The sequence below is a fragment of the Rhodococcus sp. YL-1 genome, assembly GCF_001942025.1.
In the GTDB taxonomy this organism is placed as follows: domain Bacteria; phylum Actinomycetota; class Actinomycetes; order Mycobacteriales; family Mycobacteriaceae; genus Rhodococcus_F; species Rhodococcus_F qingshengii.
The window spans coordinates 307,068-331,565 of record NZ_CP017303.1 but is presented as its reverse complement, the minus strand read 5'-3'; the positions used below and the strand labels follow the sequence as shown (position 1 = coordinate 331,565).

The 24,498-nt window shown below is 61.9% G+C and carries 22 protein-coding genes and 1 pseudogene; 7 read left to right on the top strand and 16 right to left on the bottom strand.

Annotated features, from left to right (window positions below):
* Window positions 1-46: 46 nt before the first annotated feature.
* Window positions 47-586, bottom strand: a complete 540-nt coding sequence (locus tag BH682_RS33775; protein WP_075836360.1) for a hypothetical protein — start codon at window positions 584-586, stop codon at window positions 47-49.
* Window positions 587-814: 228 nt separating this feature from the next.
* On the opposite strand from BH682_RS33775, the gene BH682_RS33770 reads away from it, so the two are divergent.
* The 5 genes from BH682_RS33770 (at window position 815) to BH682_RS33750 (ending at window position 4,523) form a co-directional block, all read left to right on the top strand.
* A complete protein-coding gene (locus BH682_RS33770; RefSeq protein WP_075836358.1) occupies window positions 815-1,105 on the top strand; it encodes a hypothetical protein in 291 nt (96 codons plus the stop codon).
* A 36-nt stretch (window positions 1,106-1,141) separates the two neighbouring features.
* Window positions 1,142-2,425 (top strand): IS256 family transposase, encoded by a 1,284-nt coding sequence (locus tag BH682_RS33765; RefSeq protein ID WP_075832375.1) that lies wholly within the window; start codon window positions 1,142-1,144, stop codon window positions 2,423-2,425.
* 532 nt (window positions 2,426-2,957) lie between these two features.
* Window positions 2,958-3,554: a hypothetical protein gene (locus BH682_RS33760; protein WP_232354275.1), complete on the top strand. Its 597-nt coding sequence runs from the start codon at window positions 2,958-2,960 to the stop codon at window positions 3,552-3,554.
* Window positions 3,555-3,805: 251 nt separating this feature from the next.
* Window positions 3,806-4,189 (top strand): hypothetical protein, encoded by a 384-nt coding sequence (locus tag BH682_RS33755; protein WP_075836355.1) that lies wholly within the window; start codon window positions 3,806-3,808, stop codon window positions 4,187-4,189.
* A gap of 52 nt (window positions 4,190-4,241) precedes the next feature.
* Window positions 4,242-4,523, top strand: a complete 282-nt coding sequence (locus tag BH682_RS33750; RefSeq protein ID WP_075836353.1) for a hypothetical protein — start codon at window positions 4,242-4,244, stop codon at window positions 4,521-4,523.
* A 490-nt stretch (window positions 4,524-5,013) separates the two neighbouring features.
* Here BH682_RS33750 and BH682_RS33745 read toward each other — a convergent pair whose 3' ends face one another.
* From BH682_RS33745 to BH682_RS33735, 3 genes are all read right to left on the bottom strand, one after another.
* Complete coding sequence (locus tag BH682_RS33745) at window positions 5,014-6,075, bottom strand: hypothetical protein (protein WP_075836351.1); 1,062 nt, start codon at window positions 6,073-6,075, stop codon at window positions 5,014-5,016.
* A 1,655-nt stretch (window positions 6,076-7,730) separates the two neighbouring features.
* The gene (locus tag BH682_RS33740) at window positions 7,731-7,988 is read right to left on the bottom strand and encodes a hypothetical protein (protein WP_075836349.1); all 258 of its coding nucleotides are present in this window, start codon (window positions 7,986-7,988) and stop codon (window positions 7,731-7,733) included.
* Window positions 7,989-8,313: 325 nt separating this feature from the next.
* Window positions 8,314-9,189, bottom strand: a complete 876-nt coding sequence (locus BH682_RS33735; protein ID WP_075836347.1) for a hypothetical protein — start codon at window positions 9,187-9,189, stop codon at window positions 8,314-8,316.
* 126 nt (window positions 9,190-9,315) lie between these two features.
* On the opposite strand from BH682_RS33735, the gene BH682_RS33730 reads away from it, so the two are divergent.
* Window positions 9,316-9,726 (top strand): hypothetical protein, encoded by a 411-nt coding sequence (locus tag BH682_RS33730; protein ID WP_075836345.1) that lies wholly within the window; start codon window positions 9,316-9,318, stop codon window positions 9,724-9,726.
* Window positions 9,727-10,528: 802 nt separating this feature from the next.
* On the opposite strand, the gene BH682_RS33725 is transcribed toward BH682_RS33730, so the two are convergent.
* From BH682_RS33725 to BH682_RS33665, 12 genes and pseudogenes are all read right to left on the bottom strand, one after another.
* Window positions 10,529-11,188 carry a TetR/AcrR family transcriptional regulator gene (locus tag BH682_RS33725; RefSeq protein WP_190287637.1) on the bottom strand — a complete coding sequence of 220 codons (660 nt, stop codon included), beginning with the start codon at window positions 11,186-11,188 and terminating at the stop codon, window positions 10,529-10,531.
* 12 nt (window positions 11,189-11,200) lie between these two features.
* Window positions 11,201-11,392 (bottom strand): Lsr2 family DNA-binding protein, encoded by a 192-nt coding sequence (locus BH682_RS37240; RefSeq protein ID WP_332328463.1) that lies wholly within the window; start codon window positions 11,390-11,392, stop codon window positions 11,201-11,203.
* Window positions 11,393-11,435: 43 nt separating this feature from the next.
* Window positions 11,436-11,558, bottom strand: a pseudogene (locus tag BH682_RS37235) (Lsr2 dimerization domain-containing protein); the annotation flags it as partial.
* A gap of 98 nt (window positions 11,559-11,656) precedes the next feature.
* Complete coding sequence (locus BH682_RS36955; RefSeq protein ID WP_223304594.1) at window positions 11,657-12,820, bottom strand: hypothetical protein; 1,164 nt, start codon at window positions 12,818-12,820, stop codon at window positions 11,657-11,659.
* Entirely contained in the window at window positions 12,813-13,613 is an 801-nt protein-coding gene (locus BH682_RS33705) for an N-formylglutamate amidohydrolase (RefSeq protein ID WP_075836461.1), read from the bottom strand. Before BH682_RS33705 ends, BH682_RS36955 begins: the two co-directional genes overlap by 8 nt.
* Before the next feature lie 571 nt (window positions 13,614-14,184).
* Window positions 14,185-16,191: a cutinase family protein gene (locus BH682_RS33695; RefSeq protein ID WP_075836341.1), complete on the bottom strand. Its 2,007-nt coding sequence runs from the start codon at window positions 16,189-16,191 to the stop codon at window positions 14,185-14,187.
* Window positions 16,192-16,490: 299 nt separating this feature from the next.
* Window positions 16,491-17,015 (bottom strand): hypothetical protein, encoded by a 525-nt coding sequence (locus BH682_RS33690; RefSeq protein ID WP_075836339.1) that lies wholly within the window; start codon window positions 17,013-17,015, stop codon window positions 16,491-16,493.
* Window positions 17,016-17,039: 24 nt separating this feature from the next.
* Entirely contained in the window at window positions 17,040-17,756 is a 717-nt protein-coding gene (locus tag BH682_RS33685) for a hypothetical protein (RefSeq protein WP_087503850.1), read from the bottom strand.
* Window positions 17,757-17,778: 22 nt separating this feature from the next.
* A complete protein-coding gene (locus BH682_RS33680) occupies window positions 17,779-18,963 on the bottom strand; it encodes an insoluble domain protein (protein ID WP_075836457.1) in 1,185 nt (394 codons plus the stop codon).
* A 105-nt stretch (window positions 18,964-19,068) separates the two neighbouring features.
* Window positions 19,069-20,475, bottom strand: a complete 1,407-nt coding sequence (locus BH682_RS33675; RefSeq protein WP_075836337.1) for a hypothetical protein — start codon at window positions 20,473-20,475, stop codon at window positions 19,069-19,071.
* Window positions 20,476-20,477: 2 nt separating this feature from the next.
* Window positions 20,478-20,825, bottom strand: a complete 348-nt coding sequence (locus BH682_RS33670) for a hypothetical protein (RefSeq protein ID WP_075836335.1) — start codon at window positions 20,823-20,825, stop codon at window positions 20,478-20,480.
* A 41-nt stretch (window positions 20,826-20,866) separates the two neighbouring features.
* Window positions 20,867-23,017: an FtsK/SpoIIIE domain-containing protein gene (locus BH682_RS33665; protein ID WP_075836333.1), complete on the bottom strand. Its 2,151-nt coding sequence runs from the start codon at window positions 23,015-23,017 to the stop codon at window positions 20,867-20,869.
* 1,164 nt (window positions 23,018-24,181) lie between these two features.
* Here BH682_RS33665 and BH682_RS33660 point away from each other — a divergent pair.
* The gene (locus BH682_RS33660; protein WP_075836331.1) at window positions 24,182-24,490 is read left to right on the top strand and encodes a hypothetical protein; all 309 of its coding nucleotides are present in this window, start codon (window positions 24,182-24,184) and stop codon (window positions 24,488-24,490) included.
* The last annotated feature ends 8 nt before the right edge of the window (window positions 24,491-24,498 follow it).

Here is a 24,498-nt window from a genome sequence, read left to right as displayed (position 1 = left end):
AGCCCACAGGTCATCGGAGATCTCGTATGCGCGCCACACACACGTTCTACGGGACCGGGAAGGTGCCGAGACCCGGGTTGATCAGTACCTGGTACCCGTCGGCCGGAGGGTATGCGCCGATGTCGGCGACTGCGGCGATCGTGCCACTGCCGGTGACCGCTGGCGCGGGGGTGTATTGGCACCGGTCTTCCGGTGCAGGTCGGGTGTAGTCGGCTGCCTGTCGAAGGACAGTGGTGCCGGCGGCGCCGGTTGTCAGGTTTCGCCAGTTCACCGACACATCGAGACAGCCAAAAATGTTGACCCAGGTCGATGTTGGATGCTCCGCTGCGAAGGTCACCATGCCCGGTTCACCCGGCGTGGCCGTCGGCGTGACGGTCGTAAGCGGCGGCGGGCTCAAGCACATGAACAAGTTGCTTCGGCATCCTGCGGCGTACCGCACCGGGACCTGGAAGGCGGTGGTCGTCGCTGCCGGGACCGATGAAGGGTTGGCTGTCGCGTTGGCGGACGAACAGAGCGGGATCGCGAGAATGGCCACGGATACCGCAGCCAGGGATACGAAGGAACGACGAATTGCTGCACGACGCATGGCGTTGGCTTCCCGTGTGGGATCTTTCCCGACCCTGGTGCTGTGTCACGCTACTCGCTTGGTGGCAGCGCGGACCTGGCAATGGCGAACGGGACAGACCCCCGGCTACCTACTACGCGACGCCCGATCACCGCTCTGGGACTGTTACCGGCGTGGCCATGTTCATCAGTGCTGCGAATGCGGGCAGGAAACCGCATACGCCCGACGCGTCACCGAGACGATGGACGCATGGATTTGTTATCGCTTCCCCCGAGCGCGGATGATTGGCAGCACCACGCCAAGGAAACCGGGATCACGTGGACCCCCAACCTCGCAGAATTTTACACCGTGCAGAACGGCACCCCCGGAATGATGATCACTCCCCTCAGGCCCTTCTTCTCCCTCAACGAGATGCTCTTCTTCCGAAAAATAATGCTCGACGCGTGGGCCGATCAACCCGACGACGGCGCGGGAGAAGCCGGTACATTCCAATACCGTTTCGTCGACGAGTTCATTCCGATAGCAGGCTCGGGACTGTAAGAACAACGGTGTAACTCTGAAAGGAGATACGCCACTATGACTGACGTGATTGAACGTGAGACAGAGACGAACTCGGCTCAGCCGGGTATCAGCGATGCGCGGCTCAAAGAGCTGGTCGAGCAGGCGCGAGCCGAAGGGCTGCAGTTGACCGGAGATGGTGGATTGCTGTCGAAGCTGACCAAGCTAGTCGTGGAGTCCGCGCTCGAAGGCGAGATGGACGACCACCTCGGATACGGCAAGAGCGACCCGGCAGGCAGGGGCAGCGGCAACTCCCGCAACGGCAGACGAGCCAAGAACGTGTTGACCGAGGCCGGCCCGGTCGAACTCGAGGTGCCCCGTGACCGGGATTCCTCCTTCGAGCCGAAGATCGTGGCCAAGCGGCAGCGTCGGCTCTCAGGCGTGGAGGACATGGTGATCTCATTGTCGGCCAAGGGTTTGACGACCGGTGAGATCGCTGCACACCTGGCCGAGGTGTACGGAGCTGATGTGTCCAAGCAGACGATCTCGACGATCACCGAGCGGGTGATGGAAGGCATGGCCGAGTGGCAGAACCGGCCGTTGGATCCTGTGTACCCGGTGTTGTTCATCGACTGCATCCACGTCAAGATCCGCGAGGGCAACGTCGCTAACCGGCCGATCTACGTCGCGATGGGGGTGACTGTCGACGGCACCCGCGACATCCTCGGATTGTGGGTCGGTGAGCACGGCGACGGGGAGGGAGCGAAGTACTGGCTTCGGGTGTTGTCCGAGCTGAAAAACCGTGGTGTGCAGGATGTTCTGATCGTCGTGTGCGATGGTCTCAAGCATCTACCCGACTCGATCGAGCAAGTGTGGCCACAGACCATCGTGCAGACTTGTGTGGTCCATCTTCTCCGTAACACCTACGCCTATGCCTCCCGCAAGGACTGGTCCGAGATCGCCAAGGACCTCAAACCCGTCTACACGGCTCCGTCGGAGCAGGCCGCGCTCGACCGATTCGCAGAGTTCAGTGACAAATGGGAGAAACGCTATCCCGCGATCATCAGGCTCTGGACTAACGCCTGGGCTGAGTTCGTGCCGTTCCTACAATTCGACAACGCCATCCGGCAGGTCATTTACACGACCAACGCCATCGAGAGTGTCAACGCTCGAATCCGCAGGGCTGTCAAGGCCCGTGGACACTTTCCGACCGAGGCCGCGGCCTTGAAATGCGTGTATCTGGCCATCATGAGCCTCGATCCCAAAGGCACCGCCCGCAGGCGCTGGTCCAACCGATGGAAGGCAGCACTGAATGCCTTCGAGATAACGTTCGACGGACGGCTGTCTGCCGGACGAAAGTAGTTAGAAACCAATCAATTACACCGTTTTCTGGACAGACCCGCAGGCTCACCCGATAGTGTTCTGGTCGTCGATCTTCGGGCCGGCGATGCTCGAGGATCCCTCGGCCTGTACCACGGAGAAGATGGACTCGACTCCTCGCCGACGTGGAAAGATCCCGGGATTTTTCTCGCTGATCTTGCATCAAAGCTCGAAGCCAGCGGCACCCTCCTTTCCGTCTGGCATCCTCGCGTTGTGGACGGACAACTCGACTGTCCACTCGACGATTGAGTGCCATGTGACTCCTCCGTGCGGGTACCAGGTATCAACGAACCACTCCGACCGAAAACCGGCTGAACGCTTTTCTGCGGGTTTGGGTGTGCGTTTTGACCATGGTCAAAACGCACACCCAAACCCGCACGAGGGCGCTGAGAGCGATTCGGCTGCTGGGGTCTCGTAGGGAATCAGAAGCCACTTGATTGTGGTGGTGTGTCGTTGTGTTCGTATGCGACCGGTTGATAAGTCGTCTGGGGAGAATGAGCGGATGAGCCTGATCGTGTGTACTGACATATCGGCGGCCGATTGGTTGGTCGGGCAGGATCTGCCGTGGTATCAACTCACCGCGAGCGGTCCGGTCGGGTTCCCGGCATATGCGAGGTTGCGTTTCATCCCGGATCCGACATACGAGGGTCAAAGAGAAAACGACGCGGAAAGTCCGGCCGACGCTCTTTCCCCTACGGACGACGGCTATCTCACCGAGAATGACCAGTTCAAGATCGTCGCAGAGATATTGGCCCCCTACACGTCCACTCCTGACGACTGCTTCTTCTGCTTGTGGGACGGTTGGGGCTGGGACGCCGTCGGTGACGACCTTCCGATGGTGAAGATCCCCAACCGTGACTACTGGTTGTTCCGTGGTGCACTCACGGATCTGGGTGACTGGGGGAGCGCCGTCAAGACGGAACGGTATGAGACGGTGCAGAATCCTGCGTTCATGTGGCCAGCGGATCATGCTTGGTGTGTCACGGGTGATGTCGATCCGCACTTCGCGGTGATCGCGGGGCCTGCCGAAGCGATCGACCTCATCATTGCGGATCCTCGACTCGACGCGGTAGCCGATGACCCGAATGATCCCCCACCCCGCTACTACTGAATGCTGGCGAGTGGCGTGGAGGGGAAATCATCCGGCTTGTCGATGGTCAAAACGCACACCCAAACCCGCAGAATTGCTCTCAGCTCGTTTTCGGTTGCTGCCTGTCGATTTGTTTGCATCTCCCAACGAACGAGGTCGGATCGGTGAGACTGACACGATGAGGCTCGAAGAAGAACGAGACAACCGATCGCCCATGACGTGGGTCCGGCTTGCCGATCTTGCAGGAGTGATCATGATGGAAGAATGAGGGGATGCGCCCGAACAGGTACCTCGACGATTATCTGCATGGGCTGGAGTTCCTGGGTGGGGTGTACCCCGATGATGCGGGGGCGATCGCCGAGCACGGCATCGTGGCCGCGCTCGATGATGATGATGCGTTCGTGTTCTTGCTTCGCTTGGTCGGTCCAGATGCCCCGGCGTTCGCGGATGAACTGTGGCAGTTGATCAGTGGTTTTCTGAACAGTCGCCGCGTCGAGGAGTTGTTCGGGGGCTCTGAGGATGCCGGGTTGGGGGATCTCAACACAGTGAGAGGCCCGAGATACCTCCCGCCTCCTACTACGACCGAGGATCCCACGGTGAGAGTGTCTGACGGCTACCACCGTGCCAAAAAATTCAGGGAAGAACATGCCAAATAACTCCGAGAGTCACAGTCGAGACCTTCGCATAGCCCAAAAGTTACCGGAGTCCGTGACCAAGGAAGCCAGTCAATCCGGACGAGCGCCGGTCAGCCTCGAGCGCGCCGATCTGCTCGATGCTGATTACCTCATGATCTATGCACATGGCAGTGATCAGGAAAAATTGTCGGCGGCAATCCCTGGATTCGCGGACCTACGCGCGGTCCGGTCCGGCGCTGTCACGTACGCAGATACCGAGAAGGTGCTTGCGTTCTATTCTCCCGGCCTACTGTCATTGACATGGGGCATCGATGGCATTGTCCCGCAGCTGAGTAAGGCTGCAGCCGTAAGCTAGTGCAGTCGCTAGGAGCGTGATGTCAGGGCTGCGGTCTCCGGTGGCCGGATTCAGCAGCCCTGGTGGTCACGTCAGCGGGTGACCACCAGGTCAGCCCATCTCGTGCAAGTTCAGGCGCGGGGCGCCAATATGGATGTACATCTTCGGATTATCCGGGATCATCGGCGCGTGCTGTTGTACCTCACCGTATCTCGACACATGGCCGCCCCCTCCCGCCCGGCAGATACCGGATTGACTCATCCCGAAATCGAGCCCGGCCCCTTCGGTCCGTGGTCACTCCTGGCGTGTGTGTTCTCGCCGATGATAAATAGAGCGGCGACGAACATCCACAACATGCCAACCACGGCATCAAAAAACACGCCATATTCAGCCGAAAGTCACAGTCTCACCGTTGTTTTCCGAATCTCGGACGAACGAATTCCGCGCGGGTATGTCCACTCGCCGATTCGATGTTGTGCGAAGTAAACGCCGGGCGCTCAGTGGTATTGCGCTACTCCATGGCCTTGACCAGGATCGTCACACTCGGATCCACGTCCGGGGCGCACGCGAGAGTCGGCAGATCGGCGCCACTCAACCCCGCGAGCTCGAGAGCCGATCGCCCTGACAGGTGAGATGAGTTGATCGACTGGCCGTTGGTGATCGAGGCATAAAACTGAGCGGCATAGTTGATCGCGTCACCGTCGTCGATCTCGTCGGCCATGCCGATCGCGAACGGCACCACCTCGGCGGCAAGGTTATCGATCTGAGCTGCGGAGTTGCACGAGTTCAGCAGCACCAGCAGCGGTGGATTGTCGGTCGCCTGGATCGCACGGGCGAACGCACCAGCGGCGACATCCATACCCGAATTGGGATCGTCGGTGTCCTGCTCGAACACCAGGAAATCGTCATCGCTATGACCGGAGAAGTGGACCACATGAGGACGGAACTTGGTGATCCCGTCGAGCAGGTCCGCGGGCGTCGCCGCAGGGCGAACATCGAACTCGATCTGATCGCGATGAAGAGCTGACTCGACGGCTGCACGGATCCGCTTCTGTTCGCGGCCCACTCGAAGATCGCCCTCGCCTGCGGCCCCAAGGATCAACACTCGCAGCTTCTCGGGTTTGGGCGCGGGCAGCTGGCGAAGCACATGCTCCACCGCGGATTCAGTAGTCGCGACCCGGGATTCGAGCTCCGCCCGCTGGCCAGCGGCGAGACGCTGAGCCCGCTGCTCCTCTCGTTTTCGCTTGACCTCGGCGGCATCGGCTTCGGACTTCTCCGCCTTGGCGAGATTGCCCTGGAGTTCGGCCTCGCTCTTGGCATAGCCGCTGGCTTTCAGCTGCCACCGGCCAGCTTCCTTCCCGGCGGTTTCAGCCTCTTTGTCCTTGCGCTCGGCCTCGCGGAGTTTGGATTTCACGGTCGACTCGCTCTTGGACTTCGAGGCCGCCAGTCGCGCGGCTGCGGCTTCGGCGCGCTTCTTCGACTCCTTGGTCCGGAACTCACCGGCCTTCTTTTCGGCGTCGACGCGCTGCTTGCGCTTGCTCGTGAGCTGGCTTCGATACTGGTTCGCGCTCAATGAATGGCTCCTCGCACCAAGATGTCTTGCCCGGCAACCTCCGAGCACCGCTATGTTACGTCGGGACACCGACACGCCTTGGCCCTCGCAAGAGAGTCCTGATTCTGGGTTTGCTCGCCGCGACATAACGGCGGAACCTTGACTAGCGAATGATTCGCAACGGTCAAGTCGATTGTATGTCCACGTCGATGACTCCCACGTCGGAGTCTTCGAATGCTCGGGGCAGGTCGGAAAGCTCCACGCTGAGCGTCTTCACTGAATCTGGTCTGTGCACGCTTTACGCCATACATGGCTGCTGTCGCCTCTACGCGGGGTCCGACGCCTCGCAGCAGATCCGAAACAGTGGCTGCTCTGTCCCTCACAAACAGCGCACCCCTACTGTTGGCGCAGTTGTCGCTGCCAACGGCCTCTTTCACCAGCAGCACCTGGATACGCATGCGGACATGACCGGTCGACCCGGTGTGCATCAATACTGGTCAAGGCCAGTATTTGCGTGCCGGTGGAGACTCGGGAGCGAGCGTGGACGGCGAGCGGATCGGGCTGCTGAATGCCGGGCGCACGCGGTCGACCTGACTGTTCGGATTCCGCCCCGTAAACCTTGACGTACGCATCTCGCCGAGAGATCCCCTACTGGGTATCGGCGATAGACGTGGGGCACTGCAAATCGTCCGGCATAGCGATGGTCAAACGCACGCGCGAGCCCGCAGGAAGGAGCTGAGAGCGTTCTGGTTCCGGAGGATGGTTGAACATGTTCAATGCGAGGGGGGATCGTTGACAATGCGACGATAGGAGCGACGGTCGAGGCTCGGTCGATTTAACTACGCGATGAACGTCTCTGGCCGTAGTCAGCCGGTTTTCAGAGCAAATTTTGACGCGCTAACACTGATGCTGGTCGGCTCAATGTCGAGTTCCGGGTACCCGATCGTGAAAATCAAGGTGCCCTTGGTCGGCACGGGCTCAAGAAGTAGGAGGCAGCGAACTCGACACCACCCTCCTGAGTGAGACCTCGGCTCTCACTGCCCCCGGCGAGCCAAAATAATTCGGGATCATCCGGAAATGCGGATACTTCTGCGGCATTGTGAGGTGTGGCGCCCCCATGGAAACCGTACGAACCATGACGGGGATCCACGCTGACCACCAACCTGATGCGGTGCTGCTGCCCTGGCCTGATTCGGCCGCTGAGATTCACATTTTCATTTCCAGTCGCGATTCCCTGGCCCTCCTCAGAGCCAGGCTGTCGATCCGCTAGTTGAAATGAGACGCCATTGGGGAAAACCCTGAAACGCTCGAGTCGGATGTCTACATTCTCGGTGAATTTGAATCGACGTGAAAAATCAACGGCGAACAGTGCTTCTTCTGTTTGAGGGGGATGCTTCCGAAAGTCCGGCAGGGTCCGTCGACGATCACGGGGAGTAGCGTTTTGCCGCTCGTGATCCTCGCGCTCTACCCGTGCCAGCAGCGCTTTGTCCTCGATCTCGAACCCTGCGAGCCGCAGAATTCTTGCGCTGTACTCAAGGTGCGCGGTCCATGCTGGTGGCTCCGGACCCTCGTAGGCGGAACTGAAACGTCGCCCTAGTCCACTCATGTTGCGAGCGTACTGAATCACACCGGCGAGTCCGGAGACTTCCGGTCGGGTTCGTAACCGGGTGCGCGGACTACGAGTGGTGAGGGAAAGTGATCCAGTGGATTCCGTCGATCGGCGCCTTGTCGCCGGGGATTGTGGGCTGTACTGCCATGTCGTGCAGATAAGCGAAAGCTGCGGCGGCCGGGTTGTCCGTGTCGCCGATCATCCGTCGTAGATGTGAGATCAGGAATGTGTACCCCACAACAGCATTGGGACGCTCGTTGTTGCCGTAGTACTCGATGACGGCAGCAACGGTGTCCTCGTTGGGTAGCACTTCGAAGGACCGCACCCGCAAGCCGCCTCGTTCTTGGAAGCCGATCAGTCCAGCGAGGAAACTCGCGGCGCATCGCAGCGTCCAGGGTTCGAAATACGTTGAATACTCTCGCTCTTCCCCAGAGGCCGGTGAAATTTCGTAGGGAGGGGTACGGCGGCGTTTGGACAATGTAGCTCCTTGTTGTCGGAAGTGGTCCTCCTTGCGATTCGTTGTCCTACGTCGAGCGAACAGCTCCAGACCAACAGGTTCAGATTTCTCCGAGTCCTATTCGCCGGCGGATGCAACGTCACCGTCATAAGGTTCTGTTTGTAGTTCGAAGGCTCAGCTGGCATCCGGATGCTCACTCAATGCAGTCACATTCGGTTCCCATCAACGAATACGAGGCCGCCGACAATTCACGCAACCGCGAGGTCAGCCCCGCCGCGAACTGGGCTGGTTCCCGAATAATCGGACCGCCGGCGGGTAGAAAGAAGCCGCCGAACGTCATCTGGTTGTGGTCGGGGAGATCGATCTCCAGCTGGAAGCAGCGCTGTTTCCGGATTCGCTGAAAGGTGAACAATGCGATTCCGTCATGGAGCCATTCGAGTGCGAGCGGTTTGATGTCGCTACTGATCGCCGACCTGCGGGACAGAGCACTCACAGTGGCGGCGAAGGTTGCACCGAGACCAGAACTTTCGGGTGGCCTGACGACGCACAGTTTCCAGTATCTTCCTCGCCGGTCCATGTGCGGGAGGTAGAAACGGTGGTTCAAGGATCGGTACACCGGCATCAACGCGTCGAGAGTCCCGCCTATACGGTGCACCGAGAAATCTCGATGCAGATTCGAGTGCTTCCACCAATCGAATTCCGGCGGAGCGTCGATCATGGAACCCGAATCCGAGAAAAACGCTGCAACGACATAGATCGACTGCGTCGTTTCGACGTCGGAGACGTAGATGTAGATCGCTCCCAGGCTTACCGGTGCGGCACCCCGAACGACGTCGACGGCAGTCGACGGTCGCAGCACGGCACCCGTGACAACGAACTGGAGCATCCTGTTACCTGTTGCGACCACAAAGGTTCCGTCGTCGTCGACGCAGCGTCGGTTCACGGTAATCCGGACCGGCTCGCCGCCCACTTCTGACAAATACCCGCCGCCGGGAATCGGGCTGCCCTGCAGGATTGCGGGGATATCGATGCCGTTGTCCCCGACGGGCACCGGGCCGAACTCACCCATGCCAGGCAATTACGTCGTCGGTGAGCGGAGTTCGGATCCGTTCGTGGTGTCTCGTCACGTAGGTACGCTCCTGAGGACTCCGTACAGAGACGAAGAGATGAACGCTACACCCTATCGAGAGGGATCATGAACGAGGACGCAGTATATCGCGGCATCTACACTCCCAATCTTGACAGTCAAGGCCCAGTCGATACATCGGACAGGACCTTCGATCACTGGTCACTGACGTTCGCTTCAGCGCTTTTCAAGGGTGTGTCCAGCAGGGAAGCAGAAAGGTACCTCGAAGTTCAGGGCGCAACTTTGGCCGGGGGATCCTTGACTGTGGTCGTCAGAGTATTTCGCAGTCAGGGGTCTGCTCGCGTTTCCTTCGAGTTCGCTTTGGAGGCCCTACGTTCTTACTTCCAGCCGAACGATCCGGAAACCGTTGCACTGATTTGCATCGGAACCATGATCGAAACGTGGCCGCGAAGCGGAATCGCCGACGAATTTGACGAAGACCTCGACCTGACTGTTCTGGTTCCGCCCCGTAATCCTTGACGCACGCATCTCGCCGAGAGACCCTCTACTGGGTATCGGCGATAGACGTGGGGCACTGCAAATCGTCCGGCATAGCGATCGTCATACCGGACGATCTCAAATGGTCTTCTACGTGAAATTGACGTGGGGAAATTCTCGCGATTTCGTCCGGTTTATGTGTCCGTTGGATTCGTCCGGTAGGGCATAGGTTCTAGCGGACAGTTTGTGTCCGGGACGTCTGAACGGCGAAAATCGGGAGCGGGAATGAAGATCGGCTACGCGCGCGTGAGTACGGCGCCTCAGGACTCGTCGATTCAAGTCGGACTCCGCCAATGTCGTGGCTTTCATGGGTCTCGTGATTATCGTCGTGTCGGGCGTGGTGTGGTTTCGATCGAGATCGACTGCCTAGCAACTCTGCTCGACGGTATCCGTGCGTTTCTTCACTATGTGGACTCGTCTCACCCGAGAATGTCTGAATCGAATGTTTCTCGGGCGCCTATCAAGCACTCATCCGCTCGAACTACCGATGTCCCTATGGCAGCTCGACCACTTAACTGACGTCACCAGCCCGTTGTGACAGGGCAAGGCATCGCGTCAGCGGTGCCGCGGCAGCACATCTGGCGCGCTCAGGGAATCCAGGTACGCGACCTGCGGGCCGGGGCGGGCCGTCCGTGCGGGTGTTAGATGCCTCGGCATTACCGGTCCGGGCTGGTTTCGAACAATGCAGCCGGTGGTTCCTGGAAATCGGAAAACAATTCCCGGTGGAGTATTTCGGTGACAGAGGCGGGTCTCGGACGGATCTGCTGCGCAGGCTGGTTCATTCTCATCGGGCAGCCACCGGCATTGCAGGATCGCTGCCGAGCCAAAGCATCTGAAGATCATCGACACGGCGACTGATCGTCTCGGGTTCGCCGAGACTGGTGGCGACGTGGACGGCGCCCACGAAACCCGCGCACAAGGTTTCTGCGAGCCGCGAGTGTTCGGCCGTGTCGTCGAGTTGGCCGGTACGAATTGCTTGCTCGACAATGACGCTGACGGCGCTCGTCCATGCGGTGTACACCTTTGCGCTCTCGTCGACAGCTCGCTCGAGGCTCAAGATCAATCCGGCTCGCGCGACGTGATCGTGCGTGATGATCTCCGCGAGTGTGCGCTGGACGTTCGTGAGCTGGCGCGGAGCAGGCTCGTCTGCGGCAGTGACGTCGGCGATGGTGTCGACAAGGACGGTGCCCCATCCTTGCACCAGGTACTGCGCCAGAGACTCTTTGGACGGAAAGTGGTGATACATCGAGCCCTTCGAGGCCCCCGTTGTGGCCACAATGTCAGCGATCCTCGCCCCGGCGTACCCGACCGTGTTGAAATGTTCGGCCGCAGCCGCAGCAATGCCGTCCCGTGTCGCGATCGCCCTCCGTTGAGGCCGCCGCTGGGTTGCACTCCGCCTTGTCCATGTCCTTACGGCTGAGGCGTGGTCAATATGATCGTGCACGGTCACAGGTCCTTAATGTGCGGCGTCGAACGCATCAACGACGTCGGCTTTGATCCGCCCGCGTGGGGAGACGTCGAATCCGTTCTTGCCGGCCCAGTCGCGGATCGCTTTCAGCTGCTCGACAGATCGACCAACCCGACGCTTTGACCACGGCCGAGGTTTTCGTACGGGGCTTGCCAGCAGAGGAAACCTTCTCCGCCGCATTGATATACGGGGCGAATACCGCTTCGATCTTGTCAGCATTGGTAGGCCGTAGATCGATCCGATAATCAACGCCCTGGTAGGAGAAGGTGACTTCGTGTCCCAATCCGGTGTCGATGGGTTTCCCATCGAGATCGTCGATAAGTTGGCGAATAATGATTTCGGCCACAGAGAACCCTCTTTGTTGTATTGCTGAATGAATATCTTGTTCATGTTATCCGCAGTATCTGATAATCCAGGACACTCCTGATGTCCTCGGCCGTGTCGTTACATAGTGCTCGCTCCCCCTGTTGTCGACATGCCGGGCATGTACGCCTGGGCGCGGGTGATACCGACGTCGTAGTCGTCGATGTACTCCCCCGTCCCCGGGGTGTAGATGCCACCGACACGGCCGGGGTCATACGCCATGAACACCACGTCGGGTCGTCCGCCGTTGAAAGTGTCGAACAGCTGGTAGTCCCAGCCCTCAGGTGCGTAGTCGTCGTTCCAGGCCAGGCGTGCGACGGGGACGAATCCGGCGTCCGAATAGAGCTTGGGAAGGACGGTGTCGAAGCAGTCCAGACGATGACCTCCGAGGGCGGTGGCCTGGCGAAGCATCGATTGCACCGACCTCGGATGCGCGCAGTCCTTATGCGCGAATGCCGAGACGATTTCGTCGTCTTTGATTGCGACGCCGGCTTTTCCGTCGTCGGTGACCAACAGCCGCATCTGCCGGTATTCGGATTCGTCGTAGACATGGACCGACGCGGCATGCGGGTTTTTTCGGGTGAGCTCGAGCATCTGCTCGCGGTAGACGCCGGAGTCCGCAGGGTCCAGTTCGTAAAGCGTCGGTGCGGACAATCCGCGTGCGGCGAAGCTCTCGCGTTCGTCAGCGGAGAGAGTGTGGTCGGTGACCGGTTGGATCTGGCGGTCGCCTATCAGAAGCCGAGGGCTTGGGCTTCCTCGATCTCCGGATCCGACCAGTATTTCTCGATTTCCGCCCGTTTGGCCTCCGGCAGTTCCGGACTCCAGCCGTACTGCCTCCAAAACTTTTCGCGGCGTTCCTGCGTCATCGGTTCGTCCATCGTGTTCCCCTCTCTCGTTTCTCTCGTTGTCATTGTCCACGCCTCCTTGCGCGCGGCGCAGTGCCTCGGTTTGTTCGGCCCGCAGCTGCTGCCCCGCCGCCAGTCGCCGCGTCAGCTCGACCCGGCGGTCGGGTTCAGGTTCAGCGGCGATCGCCGTGCGGAGTTCGTTTTGGCCGCCGGGGGTGGAGTCGTAGAGCGCGCGGGTGTCGCGGTGGGCGGCTTCGGCGGCGGCAACACGCCGTTGCAGGCGCGCGTCGCTGGGGTTCTTGTCGAGTTTGGCGCGGGTCGAATCGATGCGGGCGGCGGCGTTGCCGAGGCGCTTGCGGATGTGCGGGGTGCAGCGTGGGCCGGGTTTGGGTTTACACATCGGTGGCTCGATCGCTGACTACGTCGATGAGGGCAGCGAGATGGCGGCCAAGCTGCGCGATGCGTTCAGGGTGTGGCGTGCGCGGGTCGGTCAGGTAGGTGTCGCGGCGCAGTTCGATCATCACCGACGACACCCGGTCATCGGTGCCGTAGTACCGCAGCGGCACGTACGTTCCGCTGTAGGGCGTGTTCTCGGAGATCTCGCTGAGGGACGCGAAAGCGCCACGGGCAGCAGCGGTCAGCCACGGCGGGGTGTGTCGGGGGTCGGTGCCGATGCACAACGGTGGCCGCGCCGCACTGGAGTCTTCGAACGCGGACGGCTTCTCCGGATACGAGTGCAGGTCGATGACGACCGCCCGCCCGCACGCGTTCAACCGGTTCTCGACCGCGTCTGTGACGGCGTCTGTGTAGGGACGAAAATAAGCGTCGATCAGTTCCGCCCGACGCGGATAGGCTTCGGCGCGCAGCGGCGCGCCCGTGCAGGTCCGGGTGTAGACGGCGCCGCGGCCGAACGACTCAGCCAGGTCGCCGTCGGGGAACCGTTCCGGATCCATCACCAGACGTGAAAGTTGGTTGATCACGATCGTGGGCCGCAGACCGACGTGGGCGAGGGCGGCGAGCGCGATCTCGTCGGTGGCGATGTCGGTGGCCTCATCCAGCTCGGCCGCGAGTTCCTCGTCGGTGAGCATCAGGTCGGTGCGGATATCGGGTGGGATCAGGCGCGAGGAATGCGGAACATGGATGACGACCGGCGATCCTTCGTCGCCCGGGATCACGGTGAAGGTGTCCGGCACTGAAATCCCCCTGTTGTTCTCGGAGCGCTCATCCTGCCGGCCGGCAGCGACACGATCATCGGGACGCGAATCGTGCAGGTGGGCATGGCGTTCGGTCTCAGCGGAGTTCGCGGAGTTCATTCTGTCGTTTCCCTATTCTGGTCAGATGCCGTCGGAGTGCAGGGACACAGAGGTGCGGTGCGCATCCGACGGGTGCGTTCCAGTCGGCGGGCCTCGGTGGCCGCGGTGATGGGCTCGGCGGCTATTGCCGGGCCGGATTGGGATTCAAAAGATGACGTCAACTGCGCAGGGCATGTCGAGACCAGCCCGATACTGAAATCCTGTGTTGCGGTGGCGGATTTCAGGGCTTGTACTCGGAGCAGGTTGCGGTCGATCTGCCCGCTGCTCAACGCATTCGGCCGGTGCCCAACATGAAACAAGCCCTCGGTGTGCGGGCACGCGAACACGGCCATTCCTTTAGCGCCGTGGTGGCGTTTGCGAACCGCCTTCGCATCACCACGTGTGTGATAGCCGCGGTGACCGCACTTCTCGCACGTCGTCCATCGGGCAGCGGGGTTGTGGGCTCGGGGGCTCATACGGCACGTCCGATCTGGAGGTTGAGCCAGTCCGAGAGCCACGCGATGGCACTACGTCCGGCGTTGTCGACGACGAGGGCGTTGTAGTTGGTGTGGGCACCGGAGGTGAAAAAGTCTGCGGCGCGCAAACCTTCGCCGACCAAGGACACAAGGTCCTCGGCCCCTTGTGACTGGGACAGCTTGACCAACGAGTCCGACAACTGCGGCAAATCCAGATTCTCCGCCTGCGTGGTGATGCTCGTGGAGACCGCGTTCGTCGCTTTACCCAGCAGTGCCGGTGAGGTCTTGGTGGCCTTGCCTGAGAGCATGTTCATCGCCACCGACGCCAGATCCAGGCCGACCGGAACAAGACCCGTCATGGTCGCAGCTGCGCCGAGCGGGTCGGGCAGCTGCCCGGGCGGAGGAAGAAGCTTTTCGACAGCAGCCCACGCGATCTCCTGGATCTGCCCGACGATGTTCGCCAACTTGATGACGTCGACGTTTGCGAGGATCGACGCGACGAGTGCCGCGATCTGGGTGGCGCCGGAGGGGTCGGGGATGACCGAGAGCACCTGTGAGACCCATGTCAGATCAACGGCTGCTGCCATCGTGATCAGTGGGGAGAGTTGATTGTTGAGCTGGCCCGCGATGTCGTGGGCACCGCGGGCATCGAGTGCGGCGACCTTCTGCGGCAGCACAGTCAGATTCTCGAGGATGCCGGGCATGTCGAGTGAGGTGATACCGGTGGCGACATTGAGCACCTGATTGACCACCACCGTCGGTTTGAGTACCGACAGCACGCTGGTGGCCGAGGTGAGTGCATCGGTGGGGGTCGACGCGAGTGGAGCGACCTGTACGCCGAGGACCTCTGCGGCCTTCGCCAGGGTCTGCACCTCCGCCGACGTCGCCGGCAGCCGCAGCGAGCCACCGCCGTTACTGCCGTCATTGCCGGTCAGCTTGTTCGCGGTGTCGGCGAGGTTCGTAGCGGTATCGAGAGCTGCAGTCAGGTCGGATTGCCCCGCGTTGGTGAGGATTTCGGACGCGTTGTATTCGGCGGTACCAACAGGCGCGGCCGCGAGTTGGCCGTTCGCTTGCGGGTTCGCCGCTCCCGAGTCGAGGAGGTCCGCCAGTGGAGTGAGAGTCTTCGCGATCGATGTTGCAGCCATGGCCACCTGTTTGATGTCGACGGTCGGTTCTGCGAGCTGCTGCCCGATAGTGGCCACGTTCGCCGCCAGTGCAGGCAGATCGGAGCCGGAGAAGTCCGACGTCAACGCGGTGGCGAGTTGACTGTTCCCTCCGGCCGGCACGTCGGTCGCGACATCGCTGGGGCTTTTGGTCAGGATCGAGCCGAGTGAACCGAGTAGGGGGCTCGAGCCCTTCTCGATCGAGCAGTACAGGTCTCCCGGAGCGCAGATCGAGGCGACGCGGCCAGAGAGCGACCCCATCCCCTGCGGGCGCGGGTCGGCGATGCCGCGGCCCCAAGTGTGCGGCCCGACCGTCGCAGAGCCTTTCGTTCCGGCACCAGGATCAGCGAGCAAGCCGACTGCGAGGACTCGACCAGCGTCCACGGGGCCCTTGCCATTCCCGATCTCGGACGCCAAGTCGCCGGCAGCGTCCGCACCCTGCGAGTAGCCGACAATAGTGAATTTCGTTTTCGGGCACTCATTCTCGACCTTCGACAAGATCTGCTTCGACTTGGCGAGGGCATCGGCTTTGCTGTCTGCGTAGGTGTGGCCGTTGTCGAATGCGCGCGCCATGTACGGCAGTGTGTAAATCTCGGCGTCGCTGCCATGCGCGCTCTTGAGGGCATCGGCAACGGGCTTGAGCATGCCGACCGACACTGAAGGATCAGCATCTTCGGTCGTTTCCCAGGTGCCGGGAATGAACAGATTGAACGTCGCTGCACACGTGGTCGGCGCCGCATGGGCAATCGCAGGAGCGATGAGCGCGACGCTGGCACCTGCAACGGTCGCGGCGGCGATCAGTGCAACGGCACGGTGGCTTCTCACATATCTGACGGGCATGGGCACCTCAATTGCCGGAAGGGACACAGGCGCCTACAGTCCCCCACTTCGGCGTTTCACCTCAACGGGGTGTCGGGGCAATCCTGACTCGTGTAATAGGTGTTGACCAGCACATCCGTGTGGAGCCGGAGGGCCTGATATTCGTTGCGACAACAATCCATTGATGGCTGATCCCAGTCGGCGTGTGTCCAACAAGCGAAGTGCCCCGCTCCGGAGTTCGGAGCGGGGCACTTTCCGTTAGCCGGACCGTGAGCAGAAGGCGGCGAGAACCACTGGGCGGGACGTGTCGTGTGTGCTGTTCAGCGGCAGTCGATGTGGATGGAGAGTTGGACGCGGCCGCTGTGGATGGGCTTCCAGTCGGTAGGCGCGTCGGTGGTGGCGGCGATGTCGAGCTGGTCGCTCTCGGACCAGTCGACGGACTCGAGGATTTCGAGGAACTGGTTGGTGGTGTCGATATCTGCGGTGGGGAGGTCTTGGTCGGCGTTGCCGATAGTGAGGGACTGAGATCCGTGGTTGGCGTGGATCTTCCAGCCGGGCGGTGCTGTGATGTCGACGGCCAGGTCGTCGCCGCGTCCGGTGCAGCGCGCGGTGACGTCTTCGGGTTTGGGTGTGGTGATTTCGCTGTCGGAATGCTGCTCACCCCAACCGATCACAATGCTGCCGAGGTCGGTGCTGGTGTCGGTGACGATGGTGCCGCTGGTCGATGTGCTGACCGAGGCTGCATCGCGGGTGTCGTCGCTTCCACACCCGACCAGGATCACGGCGCTGGCGAGCGCGGCGGCTGTGGCGGCGGCTTTGGTGAAGGTGTTGTGTGAGAAAGGCATTCGGGTGTCCTGTCGTGTGTCCAGTCAGTTGAAGACGTCGACGAACCACTTGCCGTCGATCTTCTTGGTGGTGACGGTTTGGGTTATGCGCTCTGCGCCTTCGGGTCGTAGCTCGGACAGATCCACGAGATACACGTCCTCGGACAATGCTTTGGTGCGCATGCAGTAGTTGGTGCCGACGGGTACGGAGTCGATGAATCCCTGAAGCTGGTCCGCCGGAACGACAGAGGAATTCGGCGTGGCCAGCGCACGAGCTGTGACCGCGTTGCGTGCGATGTAGTAGGCGTGGTTCCACGCTGCGATCACGCCTGCACCGCTGTTCTGATCGCCACGGTCAGCGCGGCATTCGTCGTCGTCGTCGACGTCGGAGGACGCGGGCGTGGTGGTGGCGCTCGTCTCCGGCAGGTCGAGGATCGGCAGCGTGTCGGACGCTTTCTCCGTGGTGGTGGACGCGGCCGCTGTGTTTTCGGGCTGGTTTCCATCTCCGCCCCACATGGTGCCGCCGACAATCGCCACGACAGCGAGTCCGGCTATACCGGCGAGCACGAGTTTCTTGTTTGATCGGCGCGGCTCCTCGTCTCGCGAGTCTGACGTGGCTTGTGGTGCGGCCAAGGGTAGCAGGGCCACCGGCCCGCCGGGCGCAGCTGCATTAACAGCTGCGCCCGGCTGAGCGGTGGTGGGCGTGCCACCGAGAAGGTCGACGACGGCGGGGTGCCGTTGGGGCTTATTGCTGAGCTTCATGGTGTCCACCCACCTTTCGTGGTCAGGCAGTGGCCGGGGCTCCAGCGCCCAGGCCGAAAGCGGTCGAAATCATCTCTGCGGCCGTTCCAGCGGAACCGTCGAAGAACGTCTCCAGCGCACCGTCGACTGCTTCGATGACCTGCTGACCACCGGGCTGCACGGCGACCCAGTCGCGGGCCTGCTGGTCGATCGCGGGAGCTGCGGCGACAACGTCGCGGATAGCGGATGCGGTGGCTTCACCGGCCGGGCCGGACTGCTCCCACTGGTCCAGGACTGTCCCGGTCTCGTCAGTAATCGTGGGCTGGTCGACGTCGGGAATGGTGATTTCGATCGGCTGTCCCTCGTCGTCGCCTGCACCGAATGCGGTTCCGCCGACGAAGCCGACCGCGCCACCGGCGAGGGCGCAGGGAGCTGCGGCGATCAAGCCGCCGCCGACCGCGCCAAGTGCGGTGCCGGCGACACCTGTGGTGACCTCGGGGAGCAGCGGAATTGGCAGGGGAACTACACCGCCGAGCGCTGCGCCGTAGAGACCGCCACCTGTGCCACCGAGTAGCGCACCCGGAACCGCACACGCTGCGCCTGCAGCAATGAAACCGGTGACGGCTCCTGTCATCTGCGCGGCGGCGACACGGTCGGCACGGTCCGGCTCGACACCGACAGACTTCCAGGCCGTGGCCACCTGGGAACGGATCAGCCCGGCGGTGTTGTTGGTGCGCTCGCGGTCCTCGTCGGTGATCCAGTTCGCCTGATTGAGGTGGTAGTCGCCGATCATGATCTTTTCCGGGGGCGCAATGTAGATCGGCGCGGCCTCGACCGCTACAGGCGCATGCAACGTCGAGTAGTCGAGTGGTGCAACGTAGTTGGTGTTTCCGGTGTACTGCCCGGTGCCGTAGTCGTAGTTCGGGATCGCGGTGTACTGCGGCTGCTGCGCCGGGGGCGCGGTCCAGTAGATCGGTTCGGCGGGGGCCTCGGGCACGTACGCGGGAGAAGGAACGGGAGCAGGAGTAGTGGTGGTGCCGCCCTGGGTGCCTCCACCTGTGGTGCCGCCCTGAGTCGGAGCGGCACCGGCTAGGGGCGCGAACACAATCCCTGCGGATACTGCTGCGGCGACGAGAAGCGCGGTCGTGGCCTGGTGCTGAGCTTTGCGGTGGCGACCACCCGAGTTCCGGCGTGCAGCTCGGTTACCGGTAGTGATGTCGTTGCTCATGAGCATCGCCTTTCATCTGGTTTCGACTTTTGAGAGGGCCGGGGATTTTCGTGGAGTGGGATCTGAGGTAGGAGGGTCACTGCCGGTGTGGGCTGTGCCAGCGCATCAGTCCACGGCGCCCACCATCAGGTCGACTGCGGTCGCAGCCAGCACGGTCAACGCGTCTTGCGTCTCTCTCCGCAACTGACTGAGCGCAATGCGCTCGCCGGAGGCGAACAACGGCTCGAACGGCATCCTGCACACCGGCACTCCCAGCGTGGAGAACGCGTCGACTGCCTCGGTTTCGACCATCGGCGCATCGCCAGGGCCGTCGGTGATGACCACGACCGTGCGGGCGAGAACGTCTGGGCGGACGGCAGCGATCGTCGAGAGTGTGCGTTGCGCTGCCACTGCCGCATCCCGGCGCAGCGGGACCGGGATGACAACCGCGTGCGAAGCCTTGATCGCCCACTGCCAGCTCTCGGACAGACTCGAGTTGCCGGTGTCGGCAACCAGTACATCGCGGTGCCGGCCAAGGATTGTTCCGAGCGCGGCAGCTTCCTCGTAGGTCAGGGCCGCAGCGGCTCCCGCCCTCCCGGTGATGATGTCGGACCCGGCTGGTTGACGAGTCAGGAAACGCGCCACCCTCGACGGCGGGACGTCAGTAGCGGCCGGGTCGATACCGACCAGCAGACTGACCACGTCCTGTCCCGCAGCCGGAGGAACGGCCACGCGGTCGGCGAAGCTGCCCCCGACTTCACCGAGATCTAGACAGGTGACGGTTGCCGGGCCTCGGTGCTCGGCCAACGCCTCAGCCAGACTGATCGACATCGGCGTTTTACCGACGCCGCCTTTGACGTTGGCGAAGGTGATCATCGCGCCTTCAGAGAGAGCGCGCTCGATCGTCGTGTGTGCACCGCGCAACCGCATCTCGAGCGAGTGCGACTTCGGCGCGAGTTTGAGTCCGAGCACGGCATTGAGCCGGCCCCGCACACCAAGCCGCGCAGGATCGCTTTCTGCAGGGTTAGCGCGCGGAGCAGACAGCTGCGACAGCACGGGCAGTGGGCCGCTCAGTGGCCCTGTGACCGGCTCTACTGGCCGCTGCGCCGCAAGGGCAAGGGACGGGACGGGCTCAACGACCGTCTGCGGCGCTTGGACAGTTTGCGGGGCTGCCTCGTATGCGATCGGTTCAGCCGCCACCACCACCGGCCCGGCCAGCGGCGTAGAGACGGGCTCTGCCGCCGCTGGCTCAGGCGTGTTCCTGACGATCGGCAGGGGCGCGCTCGGGGCACGCTCTTCCGCCTTGCCGTTCGGGCTGACGGTCAGAAACTTGGTGTCCTTTCCCGTCCGGTAGACGACCTCGACATCAGAGTCCTGTCCTTTCGCGATGTTGGTCAGGAACTCGTGCACAACTGCCGAGAGAGACCTGTTCTCGGTGGCCTCCAGATCCATATGCGGCACGTCGGCGTCCGGCAGAGTTGCACGGGCCGTGGTCTTGGAGGTGATCTCGACATCTACTGTCAGCGTCGTCATCGTTAGCTGACTCCGAAGGCACTGGCACCGGCCAGTGCCGTGTCCATGTCGGCGACGACGGCCTCTGTCGCCTCCAGTTCAGCGAGCGCTTTGTCGCGGGCTGTTCCCTCGGGCAACGCTTCGATGACAATGCGCCGTTTGGCTGAGGCGTCGCGGATCTCTGCGAGCCGTTCGCGGGTCAGTTCCTGTTCCTCACTGAGCTTGGCCAGCCACGCGGGGGCGGAGTCCTTGAAGTAGTCCCTCAGCGCCTTGATGATGGGGTCGTTCGCCCCCTTGGAGATGAACGGTCCACGTAGCGCGGCGACGTCTTCGGAAGTCGGGGTGATCGACTGGGAAATACGACGGGTCATTGAGATTCCTTTCGGTTGTGGTGAAACGGACAACGTGGGGGTCACACCGACGCTGCTACGAGGTCGGCTTCGGGGAGTACGACGACGCCGGTGCCGTCGAAGGTGATACGGGTTTTCACCCGTCCTGTGCCAACGATCAGAACGGTCTCGGTGACGTCGCCCTTCGCGTTTCGGGAGACGTCGACCGAGTCGACGGTGACGGGCACAAGTTCGCCGCCTTCGTCGTCAATCAGGACAGTCATTCCGGCCTCGACAGCAGATGCGGGAATGACGTCCGCGAAATCGTCGTCCACAGGTAATTCGGGCTTGAGTTCTGCGACGAACTCGGCAGCAAGTGCCGGAGCCGTTGCACCGCTGGCATCCTCGTCGCCGGTACCGATGACGACAGGCTCGACCGCCCTCCCGTTCTTGCGGGCATATTTGGCCAGAGCGCGCTCGGACGCGATGAACTCGGCAAGAGCGGTTGAATAGCAGGTGAATCCGGGCGCTTCGGTCGGGGCGAGGCCGTTGATGATCGCCTTGTCCTCCTCAAACAGCTGGCCCCACTTATTCGGGTGGCGGTCGACGTTGGGGGTCCACCACATTTGTGCGTCGACGGGGATGCCGTCGTCGCCGATCGCGATGCCGCGCCCCTTGACGGAGGTGTCGACTTCGCGGCCCACAGTGGAGTCGCCCCACATCATCAGTGCGCCGTCCTGCGACAGATTGCCGAGGCTGATGCGCGTGCCGAAGTTGTCACGCGCGTTACCAGACGCACCGCCGAACAATGACGCATCGGGGCGTTGCACACCGAGTAGCAGGCGAATGCCGGCCGAGCGGGCGAGGACGGCGAGGTCTGCCCATGCACCGAGCGGGTCGAGTTCCTTGAGCTGTGTCTTGGTCTCGTCGTCACCGGACTTCATCAAGCGCTGCCACTTTCCGGAGAGGATGAAGAACTCGTCGAGGACCGCGATCATCAGCGGCAGTTGTGAGCCCTCGATCTTCATGTCGTGGATGTAGGCGTTGCGCGCTTCCATTTCCGAGTGCAGGGCACGAACGAACATCGCTGCGCGTAGTGCGTCGTAGATGATTGCGCCGCAGCCGGGGTAGCCCTCGAGTCCGTCGAGTTCGATCATTTTCGGATCTACTCCGACGAAAGGGATTCCGCGCCGAGCAGCTTCGGTCAGCAGGGTTCGGATCACCGATGTCTTACCGCCACCGGTCGGGCCGACGATCAGGCAGTGCGGTTTGTTGGAACTGGTGGACACGTCCCAATACATGGTCCGGTCCGCGATCCCCGTCGCGTACGGCAAGTGGCACAGGTCTTCGTCGACTAGGTCGAGTGGGTGGTCGATGCGCGAGGGCATCGGCGCAACGAGTCGCATGTTCAGGTAGCCCTTGTCGGGGTACCAGTCGGAGGTCCAGTTGCGGCCGGACTCATGCTGACCGGCGAGAGAAGTAAGAGCTTCCTCGACCTTCATCTGAAAGCCCTTGGCACCGGCGTTCATCGACTTCTCGAACGAGATCCGGTATCCGGTCTCGACGCCGTCCTGGTCCCGCGCCGAGACGGTCACCTTCGGGCCCTTGAAGATCGAGGTGTCATCGAGCGCAGACTGAAGCACCTTCTGCCGGTCGGAGCGCGTGTCCGGAGTGATCACTTTGCGGGCGACGACGATGCGGTCGTGCTGCGCCTCGTGGCGAACCTTGACCTCCCACTTGTCGTTGCCGGGGAATGCGGCTTCGATCGCGCGGGAGAGTTCCTCGAATTGCTTCGGCCGGATCACTGCGCCGCGTTGCATCTTGATCGTCGCGCGGCGAATCACTCGCCACCCTGAGGGAAAGCCGACCGTGGTCTTTTTTGGTAGGTGGCCGGAGCCTTGGCGCACCACCGATTCGAGTACCTGTGACCACTTGCGGGTGCGGTAACGCAGAACGTCAACCGCGATGAAAGCGACGGCAACGACAACGAGCAATCCGCGGTAGCTATGGAAATCGGCAAGTACGTCGACAACCGTTGCATTGCCTGCCGCCGCCGCCATGATTCGCGGGGAGTACACAGCAATGCCGGCGGCGACAACGATGATCGGCGAGAGTGGCGTGAAACGGCCGATATGAGATTGCTTCCCATCCTCGCCGCGTTGATTGGACTCACCGAAAAGGTCACGCCACGTCGCGACCAGCCAGTCCTTGAGTGGGTCCTGATTTCCGTTCACCGCCTGCGCCTTTCGTTTGTTCCGATGTCTTCCCAACGCCGTCCGTGGGGTGTCTTCGTGCACAGTGGCAGAAACCCGCAACTTTCCTCAACGGGGTGTCCCCCCTGCCTCGGTGCTTCCCACTTCCCCGGAGTTTCTTGGGCAACAATGCGTTCGACATGCCCTTTGGCGAACGCTCGACTCCTCGCGTTCGAGGGCGCCGAAATCAGCGATTCGCGAGCGGTGATGTCAGCGGTTCGCATAGCGCTTCATCGGACACTGTTCGCTACGCTCGTTCATCGCTCGCCGAGCGCGTCTCCTGGGCGTTTTCAAGCGCTGCGACTAACGCTCATTTCAGCGCTCGATCGGGCGCTGCAATGAGGCGATGTGGCGAGTAGGTGCATCCGGAAGAGCAAGCGGTAATGTGAGCGCGGCGGAGCGCGTGGCGGCATGCGAGTGGTGAATGGTCGTCAGTGCGCGACCTCGGGCACTACGCATAGCGTTTCACTAGGGCGTTCCGAATTGCGTTGGCGCTGAGCGTAATTCTGAAGTACACTCCCCCCAAGGAACGCCGGGGGGAGTGACCCCCGGAGGGGGTGGGTGCGGGAAGCGCTTTTTCGAGCGCTCGAATCCATCACCGAATTCCGGCTCCGAATCCGGCGCCATTTTCTCCGCGCATCTGAGCGCGTTCTCTGCACCTCAGCGCACCTATCCCTCATTCGCGCTTTGTGGGCGCACTCTGACCCTTCGTTGCCAGAACGCACTTTCAGGGCGTGCAGCGAGCACACCTGAGCACCTGCCCCATCTCGCTTTGACTGGGTCCATATTCCTGCCCATATCCCCTAGACCCCCTAGCCCCTATATGAGCGCCCCATATCCCCTACGCCCCATAGGCCCTCACTGCCTCGCCAAAACGCACCCGCTCGTCCTGTTGACATCCACTGCGAATTACTCTCGCGCACAGCACCGTTTACCCAATGCCCGCGAGCCACTGCGAAAATCGGCAGGCGCACCACTGCGCGCATATCCCTTGGGCGACTTTCCGGACGCAGCTCCGCTGCGGAAACCCTGCCGATGAACCGTTCCGGGCGCAGACACCCCGTTGAGATAAAAAGCGAAATCGACTTACGGTCGCGCGCATCCACATTCAGGTGCACTGACCGAACTCAGCGATGGAGCGTTCTCATGTCTCTCACGTCAACGGTCGTCAATCTGACGACCATGCCCCCCGGAACCGTCGACTTGCTCGCCCAAACAACCGATGTCAACACCACAGGCGTCCGTTCCTGGCTCGGTGACAACGTCGTTGTCACGATCCTCGTTCTGATCGCGTGTGCGGTTCTGATGGGCGGTCTGCGAGGCAACCTCTCGAAAGTCTTCACCGTCGGCGGACTGGCCCTCGTTGGACTTGCCTTTTTCGGTATCGCACAAAGCGATACCGCTGCAACCGGCATCGGGAACTGGCTACTGAGCCTGTTCGGCGTCCAGGTCTGATCCACCCA